This is a genomic window from Pantoea sp. SYBGC1, assembly GCF_057197005.1.
This window is the reverse complement of the sequence record NZ_JBXUNM010000001.1, coordinates 743,627-760,407: the sequence shown is the minus strand read 5'-3', so window position 1 is coordinate 760,407 and position 16,781 is coordinate 743,627. Positions and strand designations below refer to the sequence as shown.

The window sequence follows — 16,781 nt, the reverse complement described above, 5'->3', positions numbered from 1 at the left end:
TCATGACAGAGAAAGTAGTTAAAATTGGCGATATCGATGTCGCAAACGATCTGCCGTTTGTGCTGTTTGGCGGCATGAACGTACTGGAATCACGCGAGCTGGCGATGCGCATCTGTGAGCACTACGTGAAGGTTACCGACAAGCTGGGCATCCCTTACGTTTTCAAAGCCTCTTTTGACAAGGCAAACCGCTCCTCGATTAAATCGTATCGCGGTCCGGGTCTGGATGAGGGGATGAAGATTTTTCAGGAGCTGAAGCAGACGTTCGGCGTGAAGATCATCACCGACGTGCATGAATCCTGGCAGGCGCAGCCGGTTGCCGATGTGGTTGATGTTATTCAATTGCCGGCGTTTCTGGCACGCCAGACGGACCTGGTAGAGGCGATGGCAAAAACCGGCGCGGTAATTAACGTTAAAAAACCACAGTTTGTCAGCCCGGGCCAGATGGGCAATATCGTGGATAAGTTTGCAGAAGGCGGTAACGATAAAGTTATCCTGTGCGATCGCGGCAGCAACTTCGGTTATGACAACCTGGTTGTGGATATGCTGGGCTTTAACGTTATGAAGAAAGTCACTAACAACAGCCCGGTCATTTTTGACGTGACGCATGCGCTGCAGACGCGCGATCCGTTTGGTGCCGCATCGGGCGGTCGCCGTGCTCAGGTCGCTGAGCTGGCGCGTGCTGGCATGGCCGTGGGTATTGCCGGCCTCTTCATCGAGGCGCATCCGGAGCCAAACAGCGCAAAATGCGACGGTCCTTCCGCGCTGCCGCTGGATAAGCTGGAGCCGTTCCTGGCGCAGATGAAAGCGATTGACGATCTGGTCAAGAGCTTCCCGGCGCTGGACACCAGCAACTGACAGCTTCTGGCAAATAAAAAGGCACCCGTGAGGGTGCCTTTTTTGTTTTCACGGTGTATCAGGTCAGAGCATGATTGTCAGCAGATAACCGGCGAACAGCGCCAGATGTGCCGCACCGTTAAGCACATTCGTTCGGCCGGTTGAAAACGAAATATGACACAGGATCAGAACGGCGATCAGCATGACCATATGCGGTGGCTCCAGGCCAAAAATCAGCGTCTGGCCTGTCAGCGTGGCGATGATACTGACCGCGGGCACGGTAAGTGAGATTGTCGCCAGCACGGAGCCAAAAAACAGGTTCATGGCGCGCTGCACCTGGTTGGTCAGTACCGCCCGGATGGCACCCAGCCCTTCCGGTGAGAGGATCAGCAGCGCGACGAGGAAGCCGGTAAACTGTTCCGGAGCGTTAAGTTCTGTGAGCAGCAGCTCAAGCGGGATAGCGTTCATTTTTGTCACGCTGATAACCGCAATCAGATGAACGATCAGCCAGAACGTATGCCACATTGAGCTGTGCGCGGAGGGTTTACCGTGGTGCGGATCGTCCCCCTCATCCTCATGCTCATAGACAAACAGGCTCTGGTGCGTTTTGGTCTGGATCAGCAGGAAAACGCCATACATCGCCGCAGAGATAGCTGCGATAATCAGCGCCTGGGCGGTGGTGAAGTTGCCGCCCGGCAGGGCGTTGGGGAATACCAGTACCAGAATGGCAAGCGGGAAGATGGCAATCATATACTGTTTGACGCCAGCCAGATTGACATACTGAGTAGCGAATTTTCTGCCTCCCAGCAGCAGCGCGCAGCCTACCAGCCCGGATGTGACGATCATAATGATGGAATAGAGCGTGTCGCGCATCAGTGCCGGTGCGGCGTCGCCCGTTGCCATCAGCGCAGAGATCAGGCTTACCTCCAGAATCACTACGGAGAGGCTGAGGATCAGCGAGCCGTAAGGTTCGCCCAGCCGGTGAGCCAGCACGTCAGCATGGCGCACAACGCTGAAGGCACTGCTCAGAATAGCCACCAGTGCCAGCAGGTTAATACCGATAACCGGCAGAAGCGCTGTCTGATTACCATAAAAGGCCAGCACCGTCAGCGCAGCAACGGGAAGAATCAGCGAAAATTCGCTGTGTCGGGTTTTCTCATGTCCAGGCATTCACCATCCCCATTAGCAAAATGTTTAAAAACCGGCGTCATTGCCTGTTAACTATACGCATTAATTACACTGGCGCAGTGTAGCTTTTCATCACTTGCTGAACAGTTTTTTTACGCGACTTTACTTTTTGTAGTTTATTGCTCCTGGTGGTTTAAACAGAGGGTTATTGGGATATTTATATTTTAATTCAGTTAAATATAAACTTATAGTAAGCAGGAAGAGAGCAGAAAATGTTGTTTAACGGCTGCGATGTCAGGCGGTTTTTTGCCTTATGCGATTCGATTCAGCCATGAGCGGCAAAAGAGAGGGTTTGCATTTTAGCTAAGCTGTTCCAGACTTTAAGAGATAACTGCCACCGGAGGAGCTATGCCTTATTCATCAACCAGTGAACTGCCGGACAGCGTGCGTCATGTGCTGCCGGCTCATGCTCAAACCATTTACCAGAACGCGTTTAACAGCGCCTGGGATCAGTACAAAGATAAAGAGGATCGGCGGGGCGATGCCTCACGGGAAGAGGTCGCACACAAGGTCGCCTGGGCGGCAGTGAAGCATGACTACGTGAAAGGTGACGACGACAAGTGGCATCCGAAAAAGTAGTTTCCGCTGCGGGCCTGAACAGCCCGCATCATCCCCGGTTTTAATCCTCTCATTATTTTTTCCCGCCAGCCGATACTCTGAAACAGTTCTTTATGTGAAAAGCGTCAGGACAATCTTGAAACCGCAGCAATGAATGCATTACTGTTTCTGACTGTGCCGAGGCGCGTCGTTTTCAGGATACCGATTCGGGATCCAGGCGTGCGGGATGCCAGGGCAGTAGAGGAGATCGCAGTGTTAACCCGGGAATTCTTACTTAAAGCCGATTGCAAAACATCCTTTGGTGATATCGATGAGGCGCTACTGTGGAGCTGTGAAAAGCGCGCCGCTTCGCTTTCTGCTACGCTCGCCTGCCGGCCCGATCAAAGTCCGGTGTGGATTTTTGGTTATGGTTCGCTGATGTGGAACCCGGTGTTTGACGCGGAGGAGGTGGCTTCAGGGCGCCTGGAAGGGTGGCATCGCGCGTTCTGTCTGCGGCTCACCGCCGGACGGGGCACCAAGGCCGCGCCTGGACGCATGCTGGCGCTGAAAGAGGGCGGCAGCACCAGCGGCCTGGCCTTTCGTCTGCCGGAGGCGCGCCTGCATGAAGAGCTGGAGCTGCTCTGGAAGCGTGAGATGATCACCGGCTGCTATCTGCCCACCTGGTGTGAGCTGCAGCTGGAGGATGGACGCCGCGTTACGGCGTTAGTGTTCATCATGGATCCGCGTCATCCGCTGTATGAGGATGACTCCTGCCGAAGTACCATTGCACCGCTGATTGCGCAGGCGAGCGGGCCGCTCGGCACCAATGCGCAGTACCTTTTCTCACTTGAGCAGGAACTGGTCAGACGCGGCATGCAGGAAGCCGCGCTGACGCGTCTTGCCGCTGAGGTAAGGGCGCTGCAGCAGCGCACCGCACCTCAGGCTTAATTGCCGGGGTTAATGAGCCAGGTACCAGGCTGCTTAATCGTCAGGGCCTGGCTGCGCACCTGATCACCATGCCGCACCTCAAGACGATAGCTGCCGGCAGCGAGATTGAGTGACGCAAAACCGCTGCTGGCGGCTTTGACATCCTGTACTTCACCATTCAGCACGACGCTTTCGCCTGCCTGCAGCTGCAGATAGAGCGTGGCAATGGCAGGCGCACTGGCCGCCGCCGGTACCTCCGTCGCTGCCGGCGCAGCGGCTTCCGGCGCGGCTGCGACAGGCGGCGTCTCACTGTGACGCACTGTCTGCCACACGACCAGACCTACAGCCAGCAGCGCCACAGCAGCCAGCGCCACTATACCCGGCGAGACGCGCCGGCCTGCTGCACCGCCAGCGATTGGTTCAGCGGCGGCAGCGGCGGGATTAATCGCCACCAGCGGAGGTTCCGGTTCTGCGGCGGTATCCGGCAGCCCGGCGGGCAGGGCTACAACCGGCAGCGGCGTGCTGAGCGCTTCGGCATCGCTCACCGGCAGATCGATTAGCTGCGCAAAGGCGTCGATGGTCTGCGGGCGCTCCTGAGGCTTCATCGCCAGCGCACAGTCGATGGCGTGCAGCAGCGGCAGGGAATAGCCTTCAGGCCGGGTGACGGCAAGCGGCTGATAATTATCCTCAATGCAGCGCACTACGCTGACCGGCGGCGCATGGCCGGTAATCAGCGTGTGTAATACTGCACCCAGCGCGTAGATATCGGTCCACGGACCCTGTTCGACTTCACCCTCTTCGCTATATTGCTCAATGGGTGCAAAGCCCGGTTTCAGCATGATTTCAGTTTCATCTGACAGATTGCCGATCTCTTTGCGCGCTGAACCAAAATCGAGCAGTACCGGCAGCTGGTTATCCTGAATCTGAATATTATCCAGCGAGATGTCGCGATGCAGATAGCCGGCAGTATGGATGGTGTTGATGGCTCCAAACAGCGGCGGAAGCAGGCGACGGATCCAGGCTTCATCAACGGCGTCAGACTGGCTTGCCTGCCACGCTTTCAGCGTCATACCGCTATAGAACAGCGTGCCCATATAGGCGGTGCCGTTCTCTTCCCAGAAGCGCAGCACGTGCAGCAGCCCCGGATGATTGAAGCGTGCCAGCAGGCGTGCTTCCTGGATAAAGCTGTTGCGGCCCGCGTTGAATAATTTCTGAAAGCGCTCACCACGCAGTTCAAGCGACATGTCGGCAGCACGTACGGCCAGCGACTGCGGCATATACTCCTTAATGGCGATAAACCGTTCCAGCTGGTGATCCCAGGCGCGATAGACGATACCAAAGCCGCCCCCGCCCACGACGTCCCTGATTTCAAACTCGTTAAACCGGTAGCCCGCAGGCAGGGCATTAGGGATATGATTTTCGTTTGCCGACATAGTGAGTTCTCTGAACACATCCTGTAGTGCCTGTTGCCGCAGAGCAGCAGGCAGCGATCGCTGATTAATTAATGTTACGCCAGGCACCGATAGCCGGATCGGCGAGATCCGCATGCAGGGTGTCAATGAGTAACACTGTCACTTTTTGCTGTGGCATAAACTGCGGCGACCAGATGCCGCGTAAACGATCGACCTGCGCTTTTACCGTGCTGCTGTCACTGCCAGCTTTTTTATCCATCTGAATCAGCAGGGTACCGCCAAAGCGCCAGACATGCTCTCGCGCATCAAACGGCAACACCAGCCAACTCCCGGCAGCATCCGGCCGGGTCACAATCATTCGCTGTTTATTGACCGCGACAATCTCCAGCGGTTTGGTGCCAGCTGCGAGGCTGGCGACCGGATATCCCTGATAAAAGGTCACCGGCAGCGTCGCTGGTTCGCCTTTACTCAGCAGGGTTATGCTGGCTGCGCCTTCCAGCCAGCCTTCCGTTGAGCAGCGCTGTGCCGGCGCATCAGGAATAAACAGCGAAGCGCCTTTGTCATCCCACCAGGTGCGGAAATGACAGCCTCCGGGCAGCGCAAAGTGCTGCAGCGGCGTGTTGTCCGCCGGTCGGGAGAGATCCAGCGGTGCGGCGGTGGTACTGCTGGCGCTGGCGGTTGCGTCATTCAAAATAATCGGGCGCCAGTTCTGCAGTTTTGCTGCGCTGCCGTTCGCCAGCACGCTGCCTTCTTTGGTCGTCATCTGCCACGGCAGCTCGTCAAGGCTGCCGCACTGATTCGCCAGTAGTGTGCCTACCCGGGGCAGAAAGCTGGCAAGAATGCGCGTGTCGCTGCTTTTACCCGATACAATCCGCAACGGCAGCGTCTCTTTGCACCAGTCGTCGGGCGCTTTACTGGCAACATTGTCGATCCAGACCTCCAGCGCCAGGCTGGGCGAATAGACCACACGATAATCTTCTGCCTGTGCATTCTGGGCCAGCAGCAGGGCGGCAATGCCCGACAACCACACTTTCATAGGGATCCTTGCAAATCAATAGTGAGGCGGCACAAAGCGCGCCGCATCAGCCTGAGAGTAGAGCAGCGTGGCATCCTGCGGTTCGCCAATCCAGATCGCCAGCGCGCTCAGGTTATCCTGCTTCTCGCTGCGATTGACCGCCTGTTCCATCAGCGTCAGCCACTCTTCACAGGCGTTAACCATGCGTAACGCCTGTTCCATCTCCTGCGTGGTCAGGTTGAGCCAGAAGCCATCCGTGCAGACCAGAAACGCATCGCCGTCGTTCAGGTCAATCGCGCTGCTGAAGGTCACCGGGCGTACCGGCTCAGTGCCGAGGGCATTATAAAGTAAATTACTGTTAATGCCGGAATTTTCATAGCCTGCCTCTTGCAGATGCTGGGCCAGACTATGGTCCCGGGTTACCTCACATAGCGTGCCATGACGAAAGTGATAAACCCGGCTGTCACCAGCGTGCGCCCACCATGCACGCTGTTTTTTCCGGTCAATAAACAGCGCCGCGAGCGTGGTGCTCATGCGGGAAAATTTCGGATTCTTCCCCTGCTCTGTCGCCAGCGTTTGCTGACAAAGGGTGACAGCTGCCTGGGTGGTGGCAGGCGTAAAGCTGCGGCTGTTTTGCACCGCGCTGAGAAGCGTATCGCGCACCAGCTGCGCTGCATAGTCGCCACCGGGTAATCCGGCTACGCCATCACACACCAGAAAGCAGGCGCGCTCGTCGTCGAGTTGCGCACCGGTGCGATCCTGATTTTCGTCACGCCGGCCCTGCTGACAGCGGCTGGCAAACATCATTTTCATGTCTCATCCGTCCGCGTCTGTGAATCTTTGTACTGATTAACTTCCATGTCATACGCGTTGAGAAACGCTTCGCCAAACAGCGTATGGAAGTCATCCTCGATTTCGCCGGCGGTGCGCTGATAGTGTCGCGTAAAGGCGTCCCACAGGGCGGCCTTGCGCCCGCTGCTGAAGGCGATTTTAGGCAGAGCGCCATCCTCACGCGCGCGATCTTCCAGCCGCTGCGGATTAAACGATTGCAGCATGGCAGCAATGATCGCCCGGATACCGGCGATCATGCCCAGCTGATGCGCCTGCAAATCTACCAGCGCATCGCGCACTGCGGCTTCAGGCGGCATAAAACCCGGCATCTGGCTCTGATACATCTGCATCAGCACGGTTTTGCCGGACGGCAGGATCTTAAACGGATTGTTGGCTTCGTTCAGAATCATGGTCATATCCGCTTTCACGCCGCGCTTAAGAATTGAACGCGAGGAGAGCAGGGCAACGGTTCCCTGAGAAAACAGGCTGAGCATACGGCCGGTAATGCGCATCTGCTCTTCACCGAGCGATGTCTGATGACCATTATTGAGTCCCATTCCCTCCAGCAGAGCGGCGATAAGCTTCTCCTCTCCGGCTTCTGCAGGCAGGCGGGTTTGCGGTGCGCTGTCGCGGGCAGGATCGATAGCCAGCCGCGGATCGGGCCGCCGCTCCGGACGTACCGGGGCAGGGGATTCGGGCATCAGCTCAGCGCTCAGGACCGCCTCCTGCTGCATGCCAAGCGGATCGCTGGTGTCCTCGCTAAAAAACGCCAGCGGATCGTCCTGTAGCGCGGGCTGATGCGCAGGATCGGTAATTTCCAGCCTGTATTGACCAATCTGCAGCCGATCGCCATGCTGCAGCAGGGCCTGGGCACCCCGCTGCACCACCTGACCATTCAGCTCAATCGCCGTCACGCTGCCCTGTGCGGTCAGACGGCATTCCCCTTCGGCAGAGAGATGAATAAGCGCCTGCAGGCGTGAGATGGCGCGCGTCTCATCAGGCAGGATCAGATCGTTATCCTGACTGCGGCCAATGGTGCCGCCAGGCGGCATAAAGGTGACGCTTCTGGCGGGCACATCCGTATCGCACTGCACAAAGGTAAATTGCATGAGTCATCCCGTTAACAAGGCAAACGCGCCGGCTTATTCAAACATGGGTGGATAGAGGCCATTACGTCCCGGCTGCGCACCCGCCGCCGGGTTAAATAACAGTGAAAAAAGCTCTGCGGTCAGCGGGCCGCTGTGTTTATGGGTGGCGTGGGCAAAGCCGTCACTGCGGTTGCTCCACCAGTAGCTGATATGCTGCTGCGGTTCAAACCGCTCTGCCACTTCCTGCCAGCTCAAAGTGCAGGGAAGATCCGCAAACCCGATGACATCCATAATATCGCTGCGCTGATTGCCGGGCACCAGCAGGGGTGAGAGCTGCTGCATCTCTGCTTCCAGGCTCTCCGGCAGAGTGCAATCGCGTACCGCTGACCAGAGCAGCCCGCCCAGTTCGCGAAACCAGTCGCCGGAGATAGTCAGCTGCGCCGGATGCCACTCGTTCAGCGTAAACGTGCGCAGAGCCAGCAGCGGCCAGGCGCGTCCCACGCGATCGCACGAGGGCAGCAGGCAGCCCATCTGCACCTGCTGACGCAGCGGCGACAGCGGCAGAACAAAGTTCCACACCGGCGCGCGCAAAAAGAGCTGCGTGCTGGCGTGCTGCTGCTGATGCCAGTGGGTGAGCCCCTGCTGAAACCAGTGACTCCAGGGGGAGACCGTGGCCTCGCTCAGGCGCTGCCGCAAAAAATCACCGGTAGCAGGAAGTTTGCCATACCAGCCCGGCACGCTGTGGTTCGCCATGATTACCTCACCGTCATTCACTATAGCGGGTGCTGTCCGGCAGAGGCTTCTGGCGCGGTCGCCAGCACGCTGCTCTCCTGACCCGCCCGTTTCAGGTTTTCTGCAAGCTTGCGCATCATCAGCGCGTTATCACGTGCATAGGGTGAAGATTGTATCTGCTGATCGAGCAGCTGACTGAGATGCCAGTCGAGCTGCTGCAGATCGCGCACGCTGACATCGGCCGGCAGCGTGCGCTGCAGATTTTCGATTAGCCAGCTGCGCAGAAACGTGCCGTCGTAATTACGCGGCTGATAAAGCATCTGATAGGCGCGCAGCGCGTTGCGGCTGTAAGCGTTATCGGTGCCGGGATCGTCGCGCAGCAAATGCGTGATCTGCTGCGCTACCCGCGGCAGCAGCAGAGACTTAAGCGCATTTTGATAAAGCACCCAGGCCGCGTCGCTGACCTGCGTGCCGCGATAGAGTCCGGCGCGCATAGTAAGCGGCGGATTGTCCAGCGAAAAGCGTTCGGACAGCGGCAGCTTTACCAGGTTATTTAAGAAGGGTAGCAGATCAAAAATATTATCAACGGGCTGATGTGTAACCTGCTGACTCTGCTGCGTCAGGGGCGCAATACGGCTTGCCACCTGATCAAGATAGCGCTGATTTTGCACATAGCTGGTAAGCCACAAGCCGCACAGCAGGATCAGCGCACCCGCCAGCGCGCCATAGCCGATCCAGTGCAGCAGACGATTGCGGTATTCCCAGTGGCGGTTGCTGCCGGCAAGGCCGCTTTCGCGAAAAACCAGTTCGCTGAGCAGATCGCGGATAAAGTAGCTCTGGCCTTTATTGCCCGGAATAGGATTACTGCGGTTAACGCTGTCCCAGGCTGCCAGGGTGTGGTCACCGCTCTGCGGCAGCTGAAGCTTGCGATTGAGGGCGCCCATAATGCGGTCAAACGGCAGGCCTTCCTGAGTCCCGCTGGTAAAAAACAGCCCGCGGGCGGACCAGGCAATATCCTCTTCATGACGGGAAAAGATCACGTCCAGATACTCATTAAGCAGCGGGCGCAGGGAACCAAACTCCTGCGGAAAGAGAAAGCTGTCAGCGCGCTGCGTCAGATCGCGGTCGGCCGCCATGCGCTCCGCCAGCTGCTGCCTGAGCTGCTGCTCAAGCCGCTGAAAACGTGCCGTAAAACTGCTCTGCCACTCATCTTTGTGAGGTTTGCCCGGCTCCCAGGGAAAAGTAAATCCCCAGATGGCATCCCGCTGCGGCTTACTGAGGCCCGCATGAAAGCTCAGAAATCCCTTCAGCAGATCCGTTTTGGTGACCATGATATAGACCGGAAAATGGATACCGGTTTGCTGATGCAGCTCAGCCATGCGGCAGCGCAGCGCCGTGGCCTGCGCATGACGCGCCTCTGCGGTGTCGGTCAGCAGGTCAGCCACGCTGATGGTCAGGATCACACCATTAATTGGCTGACGCGTGCGGTAGCGCTTCAGCAGGTTAATAAAGCTCTGCCACTCGGCGCTGTCGCGCGCGCGCTGGCTCTCCTGCAGCGCATAGCGCCCGGCGGTGTCGATCAGCACAGCGCTGTCGGTAAACCACCAGTCGCAGTGACGGGTGCCGCCTACGCCACGCACTGCGCTATTGCCGTGCGTATCCGTAAGGGGAAAAGCGAGGCCGGCGTTCAGCAGCGCGGTGGTTTTGCCTGCGCCCGGTGCGCCGACAATCAGATACCACGGAAGCTCATAAAGGTAGTGACTCTGAAAACGCGCCAGCCAGCTTTTCTGATGATGGCGACCAAACTGCGTGCGTTTCAGACGCAGCGCGGCTTCGCTGAAGCGCTGTGCCAGCGCCTGTTCGGTGGAGTGGCGATCGGAGAGCTCTTCCTGACTCATGCTCTGCAGGCGATTCAGCAGCTTGCTATTGAACCAGCCGCGCCATATTGCCGGAATAAGCTGAAACAGCGTCCAGCAAAAAAAGAGCAGGGCCACGGCCAGCTGCCGGGAGAAGATCGGCTCCAGCGGGCGGGCCTCACCCCAGACCCAGAGCGGGCCAAGCATCCACACCAGGCAGCTGAGGGCGGTAACACCAATCAGACTCCAGAGCAGGCGATGAGTCAGCAGGTGACGAACAGATGTGCGCATCAGCGTTTGCCCTCCGGGGTAGCCGCAGCTTCCGGCGCGGCAAAGAGTGTGATCTCAACCCGGCGGTTGCGGGCGCGGTTTTCACTGCTGTCGTTAGGCAGCAGCGGATTGCTGTCACCGCGCCCCTCAGCTTTAACGCTCTGCCCCGACGCCAGCTGCGTTGTCAGCAGCTGCGTAATGGCGCGCGCGCGGGTCAGTGAAAATTCATAGCTGGAGGCGAAACGGCCATCGACGGCACGGTTATCGGTATAGACCGAAACCAGAACGGTTCCCTTGACGCTTTTCATGGCGCTGGCGACGTGTGCCAGCAGCGCGCGGCCGACCGGGTTTACAACGGTGCCGTCCGGAACAAAAAGTTTGTCGGCGGGGATAATGACTTTGCTGCCAAAAGCGCCATCGCTGACTTCCAGCTGGCCGGCGGCAATCACATCATTCAGGCGCTGGCGCAGATCGAGCAGCGCCTGCGGTGAAGCGGGGCGTCGTCCGGGCATGATCTGCGGCAGGGGAGTCTGATAGATATCGCGCAGCAGCGGTTCAGCCGCATTGCCGAGCCGCCAGTTGAGCATGCTGTAAACCATGCAGGCGATAAGCGCCGCCACGGTGGCGCAGGCCCAGAGCGGAACCATCGGGCGCGTCAGGCTGTTCACTAACGGATGCACTTCGACCAGCGGCGTTGCGGAGCTACTCTCTGCAGCGCGCGCGTCGTGAATCAGCTGCGCCAGACGTTTGCGGATCCCTTCACACTGCGTACGGCCGCTTTCGCTGCCGCGGTAGCGACCCTCATATCCCAGCAGCAGACAGTAGTGAATAACTTCCAGCAGCCAGAGATGCTGCTGCGGGCTTTGTGAAACGCGGGAAAGAAGCTGAAAGAATTTTTCACCCCCCCAGCTCTCATTGTGAAAGCTCACCAGCATGCCGTTGCCTGACCAGACGCCGCGCGTCCCCCACGGCGTCTGTGCCGCCGCTTCATCCAGCACGCTGCAAAGACAGTAGCGCGCGCCGATGATCATCTCAAACGGCAGGCCAGCCTGCTTGCAGCGCTGTTCAAACAGCCGGATCTCATCAATCAGCAGCTGGCGCAACCCGGCCGGATCGTCATGCGTGGCAGCCTGCCGGATGCGGACAACAGCATTCAGCACCGGGGCGGCGGCGTTCAGCAAAAGGTTATCGTTGCCCGCGCTGATATCCTCGCGGGCAATGGGATCCTGCATCATTAACTCTCGTTTTTCCTGGCGATGACGGCGCTATTTTGCCATAAACTGCGGTATGACTGTCGCCAATATGCGCCAGATTGTTGACTCAATCCAGGATCCAGGTCGCGGTATCAGTGGTGCGGCACGCCTTACTGGCACCGCCTACTGCCACGCACACCTGTTTAGCACGACGCGGTTTCGGGCGATCGCTGCGCAGCGTGGCGTCATAGCGGCTGGTCTCAACGGCCGCTTTGGGGGGGATATAGCCTATCAGCTGGCCTTCAGGCTCTTCAGCAATCGCCAGCCAGTTATGCTCAACCCGGCCAAGCACTTCAAAGCGCTGGGCGTTATCAAGGTAGCGCACAACTTTACCGCCGTAGTCAGGGGTGGTCATAACGGAAGCGGCGTAGAGTGCGCGCCAGGATGCGTTGACGGGGGTGAACTCTGCCGGCGCGGCAACCGCATAACGATGCGTCAGGGTAACGCCGTTAACCGTACTGGTTACCAGCGTATCCTCTGTCACTGCCAGCGGCGGGGTTTTGCACCCGGCCAGCGTCAGGGTCGCCAGCAGCGTAAGCATAAGCGTTTTTTTCACCATCATCCTTATCATTCCATCAGATTAATTGCAGAGTAACAGTGGGCGTACCCGGCGAGTATGAACACAGTGTGTTGCGAAAAAACCACGAAAAACAGCCAGATCTCTTCAGGACAACGTGCGTCTCAGTCTACCTAAGACTTTTGAGAATTCAAACTATTGCATCGCGGTAAATTGCGTGTTAGCGCGATGACATCGCGCCTGAAGCCGCAAAGGTGGTCTGCAAAGGGCTGTAACAGTTAAGCGACCTTTACGCTTCATCCGGTATCGTGCAGGACGGGTGCCGAAGAATCTTTTGGGATAAAAGCGTGTCCGGGATAAATAATTAGGAAAATTTATGTTTTGCGGTGAGATTAATAATGTGAAGCCTTTGCAGAAAATTCTCATTTTAAGATTTTCCGCGCCTGTTCGGATCCCCAAAACGCCGATCGCGTCACGTCTTTTATACGCCGTTTCTGCTGATAAAACAGACAGGACACAACAACGATTTTACTTATGACGCAATAAGCAGGTTATTTCGTCGTTTAATCCGCGCTTCACTCCCGGGTAAGTTTGTCATCCTGTACTCAGAATTTATGCCGGCTGAGGTGTGCTGTGTCTGAAGAGAGTAGCAGCGAGGACAAAACAGAATCGCCCACCCCCCACCGACTTGAGAAAGCGCGGGAAGAGGGGCAGATCCCGCGATCGCGCGAGCTGACATCGGTGCTGATGCTGCTGACCGGGCTGATGATCCTCTGGCTTGGCGGTTCCCACATGGCCACGCAGCTTGCCCGTATGGTGGCAACCGGCTTTCGCTTCGATCACGGCATGGTGAATGATGACAAAATTATCGTGGCGCATATCGGCAATCTGGTCATGCAGGCGGTGGTTGCGCTGCTGCCGCTGATGGGCGGGCTGGTGATTGTTGCCATGGCGGCTCCAATGGCGCTGGGCGGCATTCATATCAGCGGTAAGTCGATCAAACTCGATTTTAAGAAGCTCAACCCGCTGCCAGGCATAAAACGCCTCTTTTCCGGCCAGAGCGCGGCTGAACTGGTTAAGGCGATCCTCAAGGCGGTGCTGGTAGGGGTGGTAGCGGGCTGGTATCTCTGGAGCCACTGGCAGGAGATGCTGCGGCTGATCGCGGAATCGCCCGTTAACGCGCTGCATCACGGCCTGAGCATGGTCGCCACCAGCTGCGGGCTGGTGATGCTGGGTCTGTTTCCGATGGTCGGTTTTGATGTGTTCTGGCAGCTCTACAGCTATTTCAAAAAGCTGCGCATGACGCGTCAGGAGATCCGCGACGAACATAAACAGAATGAGGGCGACCCGCACGTGAAGGGGCGGATCCGCCAGGCGATGCGCGCGGCGGCCCGTCGCCGCATGATGGCTGATGTACCGAAAGCTGACGTGATTGTGACGAACCCGACGCACTACTCGGTGGCGCTGCAGTATCAGGAAGGCAAGATGAATGCGCCAAAAGTGGTGGCGAAAGGCGCAGGTGACATTGCGCTGCGCATCCGTGAAGTCGCAAAAGAGCACCGTGTGCCGATCCTTGAAGCGCCGCCGCTGGCACGAGCGCTCTATCGGCATACTGAAATTGGTCAGTTTATCCCCGGTGCGCTTTACGCTGCCGTCGCGGAAGTGCTGGCCTGGGTCTGGCAGCTGCGGCGCTGGAAGCGCGAAGGCGGCCTGATCCCGACCAAACCTAAGCATCTGCCGGTCCCGGCAGAGATGGACTTTGCAGGAGAGAACAGAGACGATGGCTAATCTGGCCGAAAAGCTGCGTTTACCGGGCAGTTTTAAAGAGACGCAATGGCAGGTGCTGGCAGGACCGGTGCTGATAATGTTGATCCTGTCGATGATGGTGCTGCCGCTGCCCGCTTTCATCCTCGATCTGCTGTTTACCTTTAATATCGCGCTATCGATCATGGTGCTGCTGGTGGCGATGTTCACCCAGCGCACCCTGGAGTTTGCGGCGTTCCCCACCATACTGCTGTTCTCAACGCTATTACGCCTGGCGCTGAACGTCGCCTCCACCCGTATCATTCTGCTGGAAGGGCATACCGGGGCCGACGCAGCGGGGCGCGTCGTGGAAGCGTTTGGCCACTTTCTGGTCGGTGGTAACTTTGCCATCGGTATCGTGGTCTTTATCATTTTGGTGATCATCAACTTCATGGTCATCACGAAAGGCGCCGGACGTATTGCGGAAGTTGGCGCCCGCTTTGTACTGGACGGAATGCCCGGCAAGCAGATGGCGATTGATGCCGATCTTAACGCCGGTCTGATTGGCGAAGATGAGGCCAAGCGTCGCCGTTCAGAGGTAACGCAGGAGGCCGATTTCTACGGTTCGATGGATGGTGCCAGCAAGTTTGTGCGCGGGGATGCCGTCGCCGGTATTCTCATCATGGTGATCAATGTCATCGGCGGCCTGCTGGTGGGCGTTGTGCAGCATGGAATGGATGTTGGCCACGCCGGTGAGACCTATACGCTGCTGACCATCGGTGATGGCCTGGTGGCGCAGATCCCGGCGCTGGTGATCTCGACGGCGGCAGGTGTCATCGTCACCCGCGTCGCCACTGACCAGGATGTTGGTGAGCAGATGGTCGGGCAGCTGTTTAATAATCCGCGCGTGCTGATGCTCAGCGCCGGGGTAATCGGCCTGCTTGGTCTGGTGCCCGGCATGCCTAACTTTGTCTTTCTGCTGTTTACCGGCGCGCTGCTCGGGCTTGCCTGGTGGCTGCGCGGCCGCGAGATGCAGCCGAAGAAGCAGCCTGAATCAGCCAGCCTGATGAAAACCCAGGAGACGCCCGCCACGGTTGAGGCCTCGTGGACCGACGTTCAGCTGGAGGATTCGCTGGGAATGGAAGTGGGCTATCGCCTCATTCCGATGGTTGATCATACTCAAAATGGTGAGCTGCTGGGCCGTATCCGCAGCATCCGTAAAAAAGTGGCGCAGGAGGTTGGCTTTCTGCCGCCGGTGGTACATATCCGCGACAATATGGAGCTGCCGCCTGCGCGCTATCGCATTCTGATGAAAGGCGTGGAGATTGGCAGCGGTGACGCCTACCCTGGCCGCTGGATGGCCATCAACCCCGGCACCGCGGCCGGCAGCCTGCCGGGCGAGCCTACCGTTGACCCGGCATTTGGCCTGGCGGCGATCTGGATCGACAGCGCCCTGAAAGAGCAGGCGCAGATTCAGGGTTATACCGTGGTCGAGGCAAGCACCGTGGTGGCAACGCACCTCAACCATCTGATTGGGCAGTACGCCAGCGAGCTGTTTGGCCGGCAGGAAGCGCAGCAGCTGCTGGATCGCGTTACCCAGGAGATGCCGAAGCTGACGGAAGATCTGGTGCCGGGGGTAATCAGCCTGACCACGCTGCATAAAGTGCTGCAGAACCTGCTGACCGAGCGGGTATCAATCAGGGATATGCGCACCATCATCGAAACGCTGGCGGAGCATGCGCCGGTGCAGAGCGACCCACAGGAGCTGACCAGCGTAGTGCGCGTGGCGCTGGGGCGAGCGATCACCCAGCAGTGGTTCCCGGGCAGCGGAGAGGTGCAGGTTATCGGCCTGGATGCCATGCTGGAGCGTCTGCTGCTGCAGGCGCTGCAGGGCGGCGGTGGCCTGGAGCCAGGGCTGGCCGATCGTCTGCTGATGCAGGCACAGGCGGCGCTGCAGCAGCAGGAGATGAGCGGTGCGCCGCCGGTCCTGCTGGTGAACCATCCGCTGCGTGCGCTGCTGGCGCGCTTCCTGCGGCGTAACCTGCCGCAGCTGGTGGTGCTCTCCAATCTGGAGCTGAGTGACAATCGCCAGATCCGTATGACCGCCACGATTGGAGGCAAATAATGCGGCGCTGCTATCCGTTAATGCTGCTGCTGCTGCTGCTGCTCACACCGCTGGCGGGCATAGCCGCTACCGGTGCGTGGAGCGCCAGCGTCAGCGGTCCCGGACTCGGGGCACGCGGCAGCTGGCTGTTATCGCCAGCGCTCAGGGCGCCTTCTGCGGCACCCGGCAACATCGCCGTGGTTAACTGGCGCTATCAGCTCAGTCGTTCGGCACCGTCCGGGCTGGTGGTGCGCCTCTGCGCCAGCCAGCGCTGCGTGGAGCTGGATGGCGCCAGCGGATCCACGCGCGGTCTGGCGCTGATCCCGGCCGAAGAGCCGCTCTATCTGGCGTTTGGCTTTCAGGGGCAGGGAGCGCTGCCGCCGGGTCTGCGGGTGCTCAGCAGTGAAGTGACGGTAAACTATCGGTAATAACAAAAAACCCGCACAAGGCGGGTTTTTTATCAGCTGCCGTC

At 58.5% G+C, this 16,781-nt stretch carries 15 protein-coding genes; 6 read left to right on the top strand and 9 right to left on the bottom strand.

Annotation, left to right across the window (positions count from 1 at the left end; all coding sequences use genetic code 11):
- The first annotated feature begins 2 nt into the window (after window positions 1-2).
- Complete coding sequence (gene kdsA / locus AC2CF9_RS03565; RefSeq protein WP_150016328.1) at window positions 3-857, top strand: 3-deoxy-8-phosphooctulonate synthase; 855 nt, start codon at window positions 3-5, stop codon at window positions 855-857.
- A gap of 63 nt (window positions 858-920) precedes the next feature.
- Here the strand turns inward: kdsA and chaA are convergent, their stop codons facing one another.
- Window positions 921-2,006: a sodium-potassium/proton antiporter ChaA gene (chaA, locus tag AC2CF9_RS03560; protein WP_484556263.1), complete on the bottom strand. Its 1,086-nt coding sequence runs from the start codon at window positions 2,004-2,006 to the stop codon at window positions 921-923.
- Between the two features lie 366 nt (window positions 2,007-2,372).
- On the opposite strand from chaA, the gene chaB reads away from it, so the two are divergent.
- Both chaB and AC2CF9_RS03550 read left to right on the top strand, forming a co-directional pair.
- Complete coding sequence (chaB, locus tag AC2CF9_RS03555) at window positions 2,373-2,603, top strand: putative cation transport regulator ChaB (RefSeq protein WP_039384929.1); 231 nt, start codon at window positions 2,373-2,375, stop codon at window positions 2,601-2,603.
- A gap of 231 nt (window positions 2,604-2,834) precedes the next feature.
- On the top strand, window positions 2,835-3,509 hold the full coding sequence (locus AC2CF9_RS03550) for a gamma-glutamylcyclotransferase (RefSeq protein ID WP_484556262.1): 675 nt from the start codon (window positions 2,835-2,837) through the stop codon (window positions 3,507-3,509).
- Here the strand turns inward: AC2CF9_RS03550 and AC2CF9_RS03545 are convergent.
- From AC2CF9_RS03545 to AC2CF9_RS03510, 8 genes are all read right to left on the bottom strand, one after another.
- Window positions 3,506-4,921 (bottom strand): serine/threonine protein kinase, encoded by a 1,416-nt coding sequence (locus AC2CF9_RS03545; protein ID WP_484556261.1) that lies wholly within the window; start codon window positions 4,919-4,921, stop codon window positions 3,506-3,508. The genes AC2CF9_RS03550 and AC2CF9_RS03545 overlap by 4 nt on opposite strands.
- Window positions 4,922-4,985: 64 nt before the next feature.
- Window positions 4,986-5,936 carry a hypothetical protein gene (locus AC2CF9_RS03540; protein WP_150016325.1) on the bottom strand — a complete coding sequence of 317 codons (951 nt, stop codon included), beginning with the start codon at window positions 5,934-5,936 and terminating at the stop codon, window positions 4,986-4,988.
- 15 nt (window positions 5,937-5,951) lie between these two features.
- Window positions 5,952-6,728 (bottom strand): PP2C family protein-serine/threonine phosphatase, encoded by a 777-nt coding sequence (locus AC2CF9_RS03535; RefSeq protein ID WP_150016324.1) that lies wholly within the window; start codon window positions 6,726-6,728, stop codon window positions 5,952-5,954.
- A complete protein-coding gene (tagH, locus tag AC2CF9_RS03530; RefSeq protein WP_484556260.1) occupies window positions 6,725-7,855 on the bottom strand; it encodes a type VI secretion system-associated FHA domain protein TagH in 1,131 nt (376 codons plus the stop codon). The genes AC2CF9_RS03535 and tagH overlap by 4 nt, the downstream gene beginning before the upstream one ends.
- A 33-nt stretch (window positions 7,856-7,888) precedes the next feature.
- Complete coding sequence (gene tagF, locus AC2CF9_RS03525) at window positions 7,889-8,587, bottom strand: type VI secretion system-associated protein TagF (RefSeq protein WP_150016322.1); 699 nt, start codon at window positions 8,585-8,587, stop codon at window positions 7,889-7,891.
- A 20-nt stretch (window positions 8,588-8,607) separates the two neighbouring features.
- Entirely contained in the window at window positions 8,608-10,713 is a 2,106-nt protein-coding gene (gene tssM / locus AC2CF9_RS03520) for a type VI secretion system membrane subunit TssM (protein ID WP_484556259.1), read from the bottom strand.
- Window positions 10,713-11,927, bottom strand: coding sequence for a type IVB secretion system protein IcmH/DotU (gene icmH, locus AC2CF9_RS03515; RefSeq protein ID WP_150016320.1), 1,215 nt, complete (start codon window positions 11,925-11,927; stop codon window positions 10,713-10,715). Before icmH ends, tssM begins: the two co-directional genes overlap by 1 nt.
- Window positions 11,928-12,012: 85 nt before the next feature.
- Window positions 12,013-12,501, bottom strand: a complete 489-nt coding sequence (locus AC2CF9_RS03510) for an SH3 domain-containing protein (RefSeq protein ID WP_484556440.1) — start codon at window positions 12,499-12,501, stop codon at window positions 12,013-12,015.
- 594 nt (window positions 12,502-13,095) lie between these two features.
- Here AC2CF9_RS03510 and flhB point away from each other — a divergent pair.
- Genes flhB through flhE form a run of 3 tightly spaced genes read left to right on the top strand, consistent with a single transcriptional unit; the run spans window position 13,096 to window position 16,737 of the window.
- Window positions 13,096-14,250, top strand: coding sequence for a flagellar biosynthesis protein FlhB (flhB, locus tag AC2CF9_RS03505; protein WP_039384913.1), 1,155 nt, complete (start codon window positions 13,096-13,098; stop codon window positions 14,248-14,250).
- On the top strand, window positions 14,243-16,330 hold the full coding sequence (gene flhA / locus AC2CF9_RS03500) for a flagellar biosynthesis protein FlhA (protein ID WP_039384912.1): 2,088 nt from the start codon (window positions 14,243-14,245) through the stop codon (window positions 16,328-16,330). The genes flhB and flhA overlap by 8 nt, the downstream gene beginning before the upstream one ends.
- Window positions 16,330-16,737: a flagellar protein FlhE gene (gene flhE / locus AC2CF9_RS03495; RefSeq protein ID WP_484556258.1), complete on the top strand. Its 408-nt coding sequence runs from the start codon at window positions 16,330-16,332 to the stop codon at window positions 16,735-16,737. The genes flhA and flhE overlap by 1 nt, the downstream gene beginning before the upstream one ends.
- The last annotated feature ends 44 nt before the right edge of the window (window positions 16,738-16,781 follow it).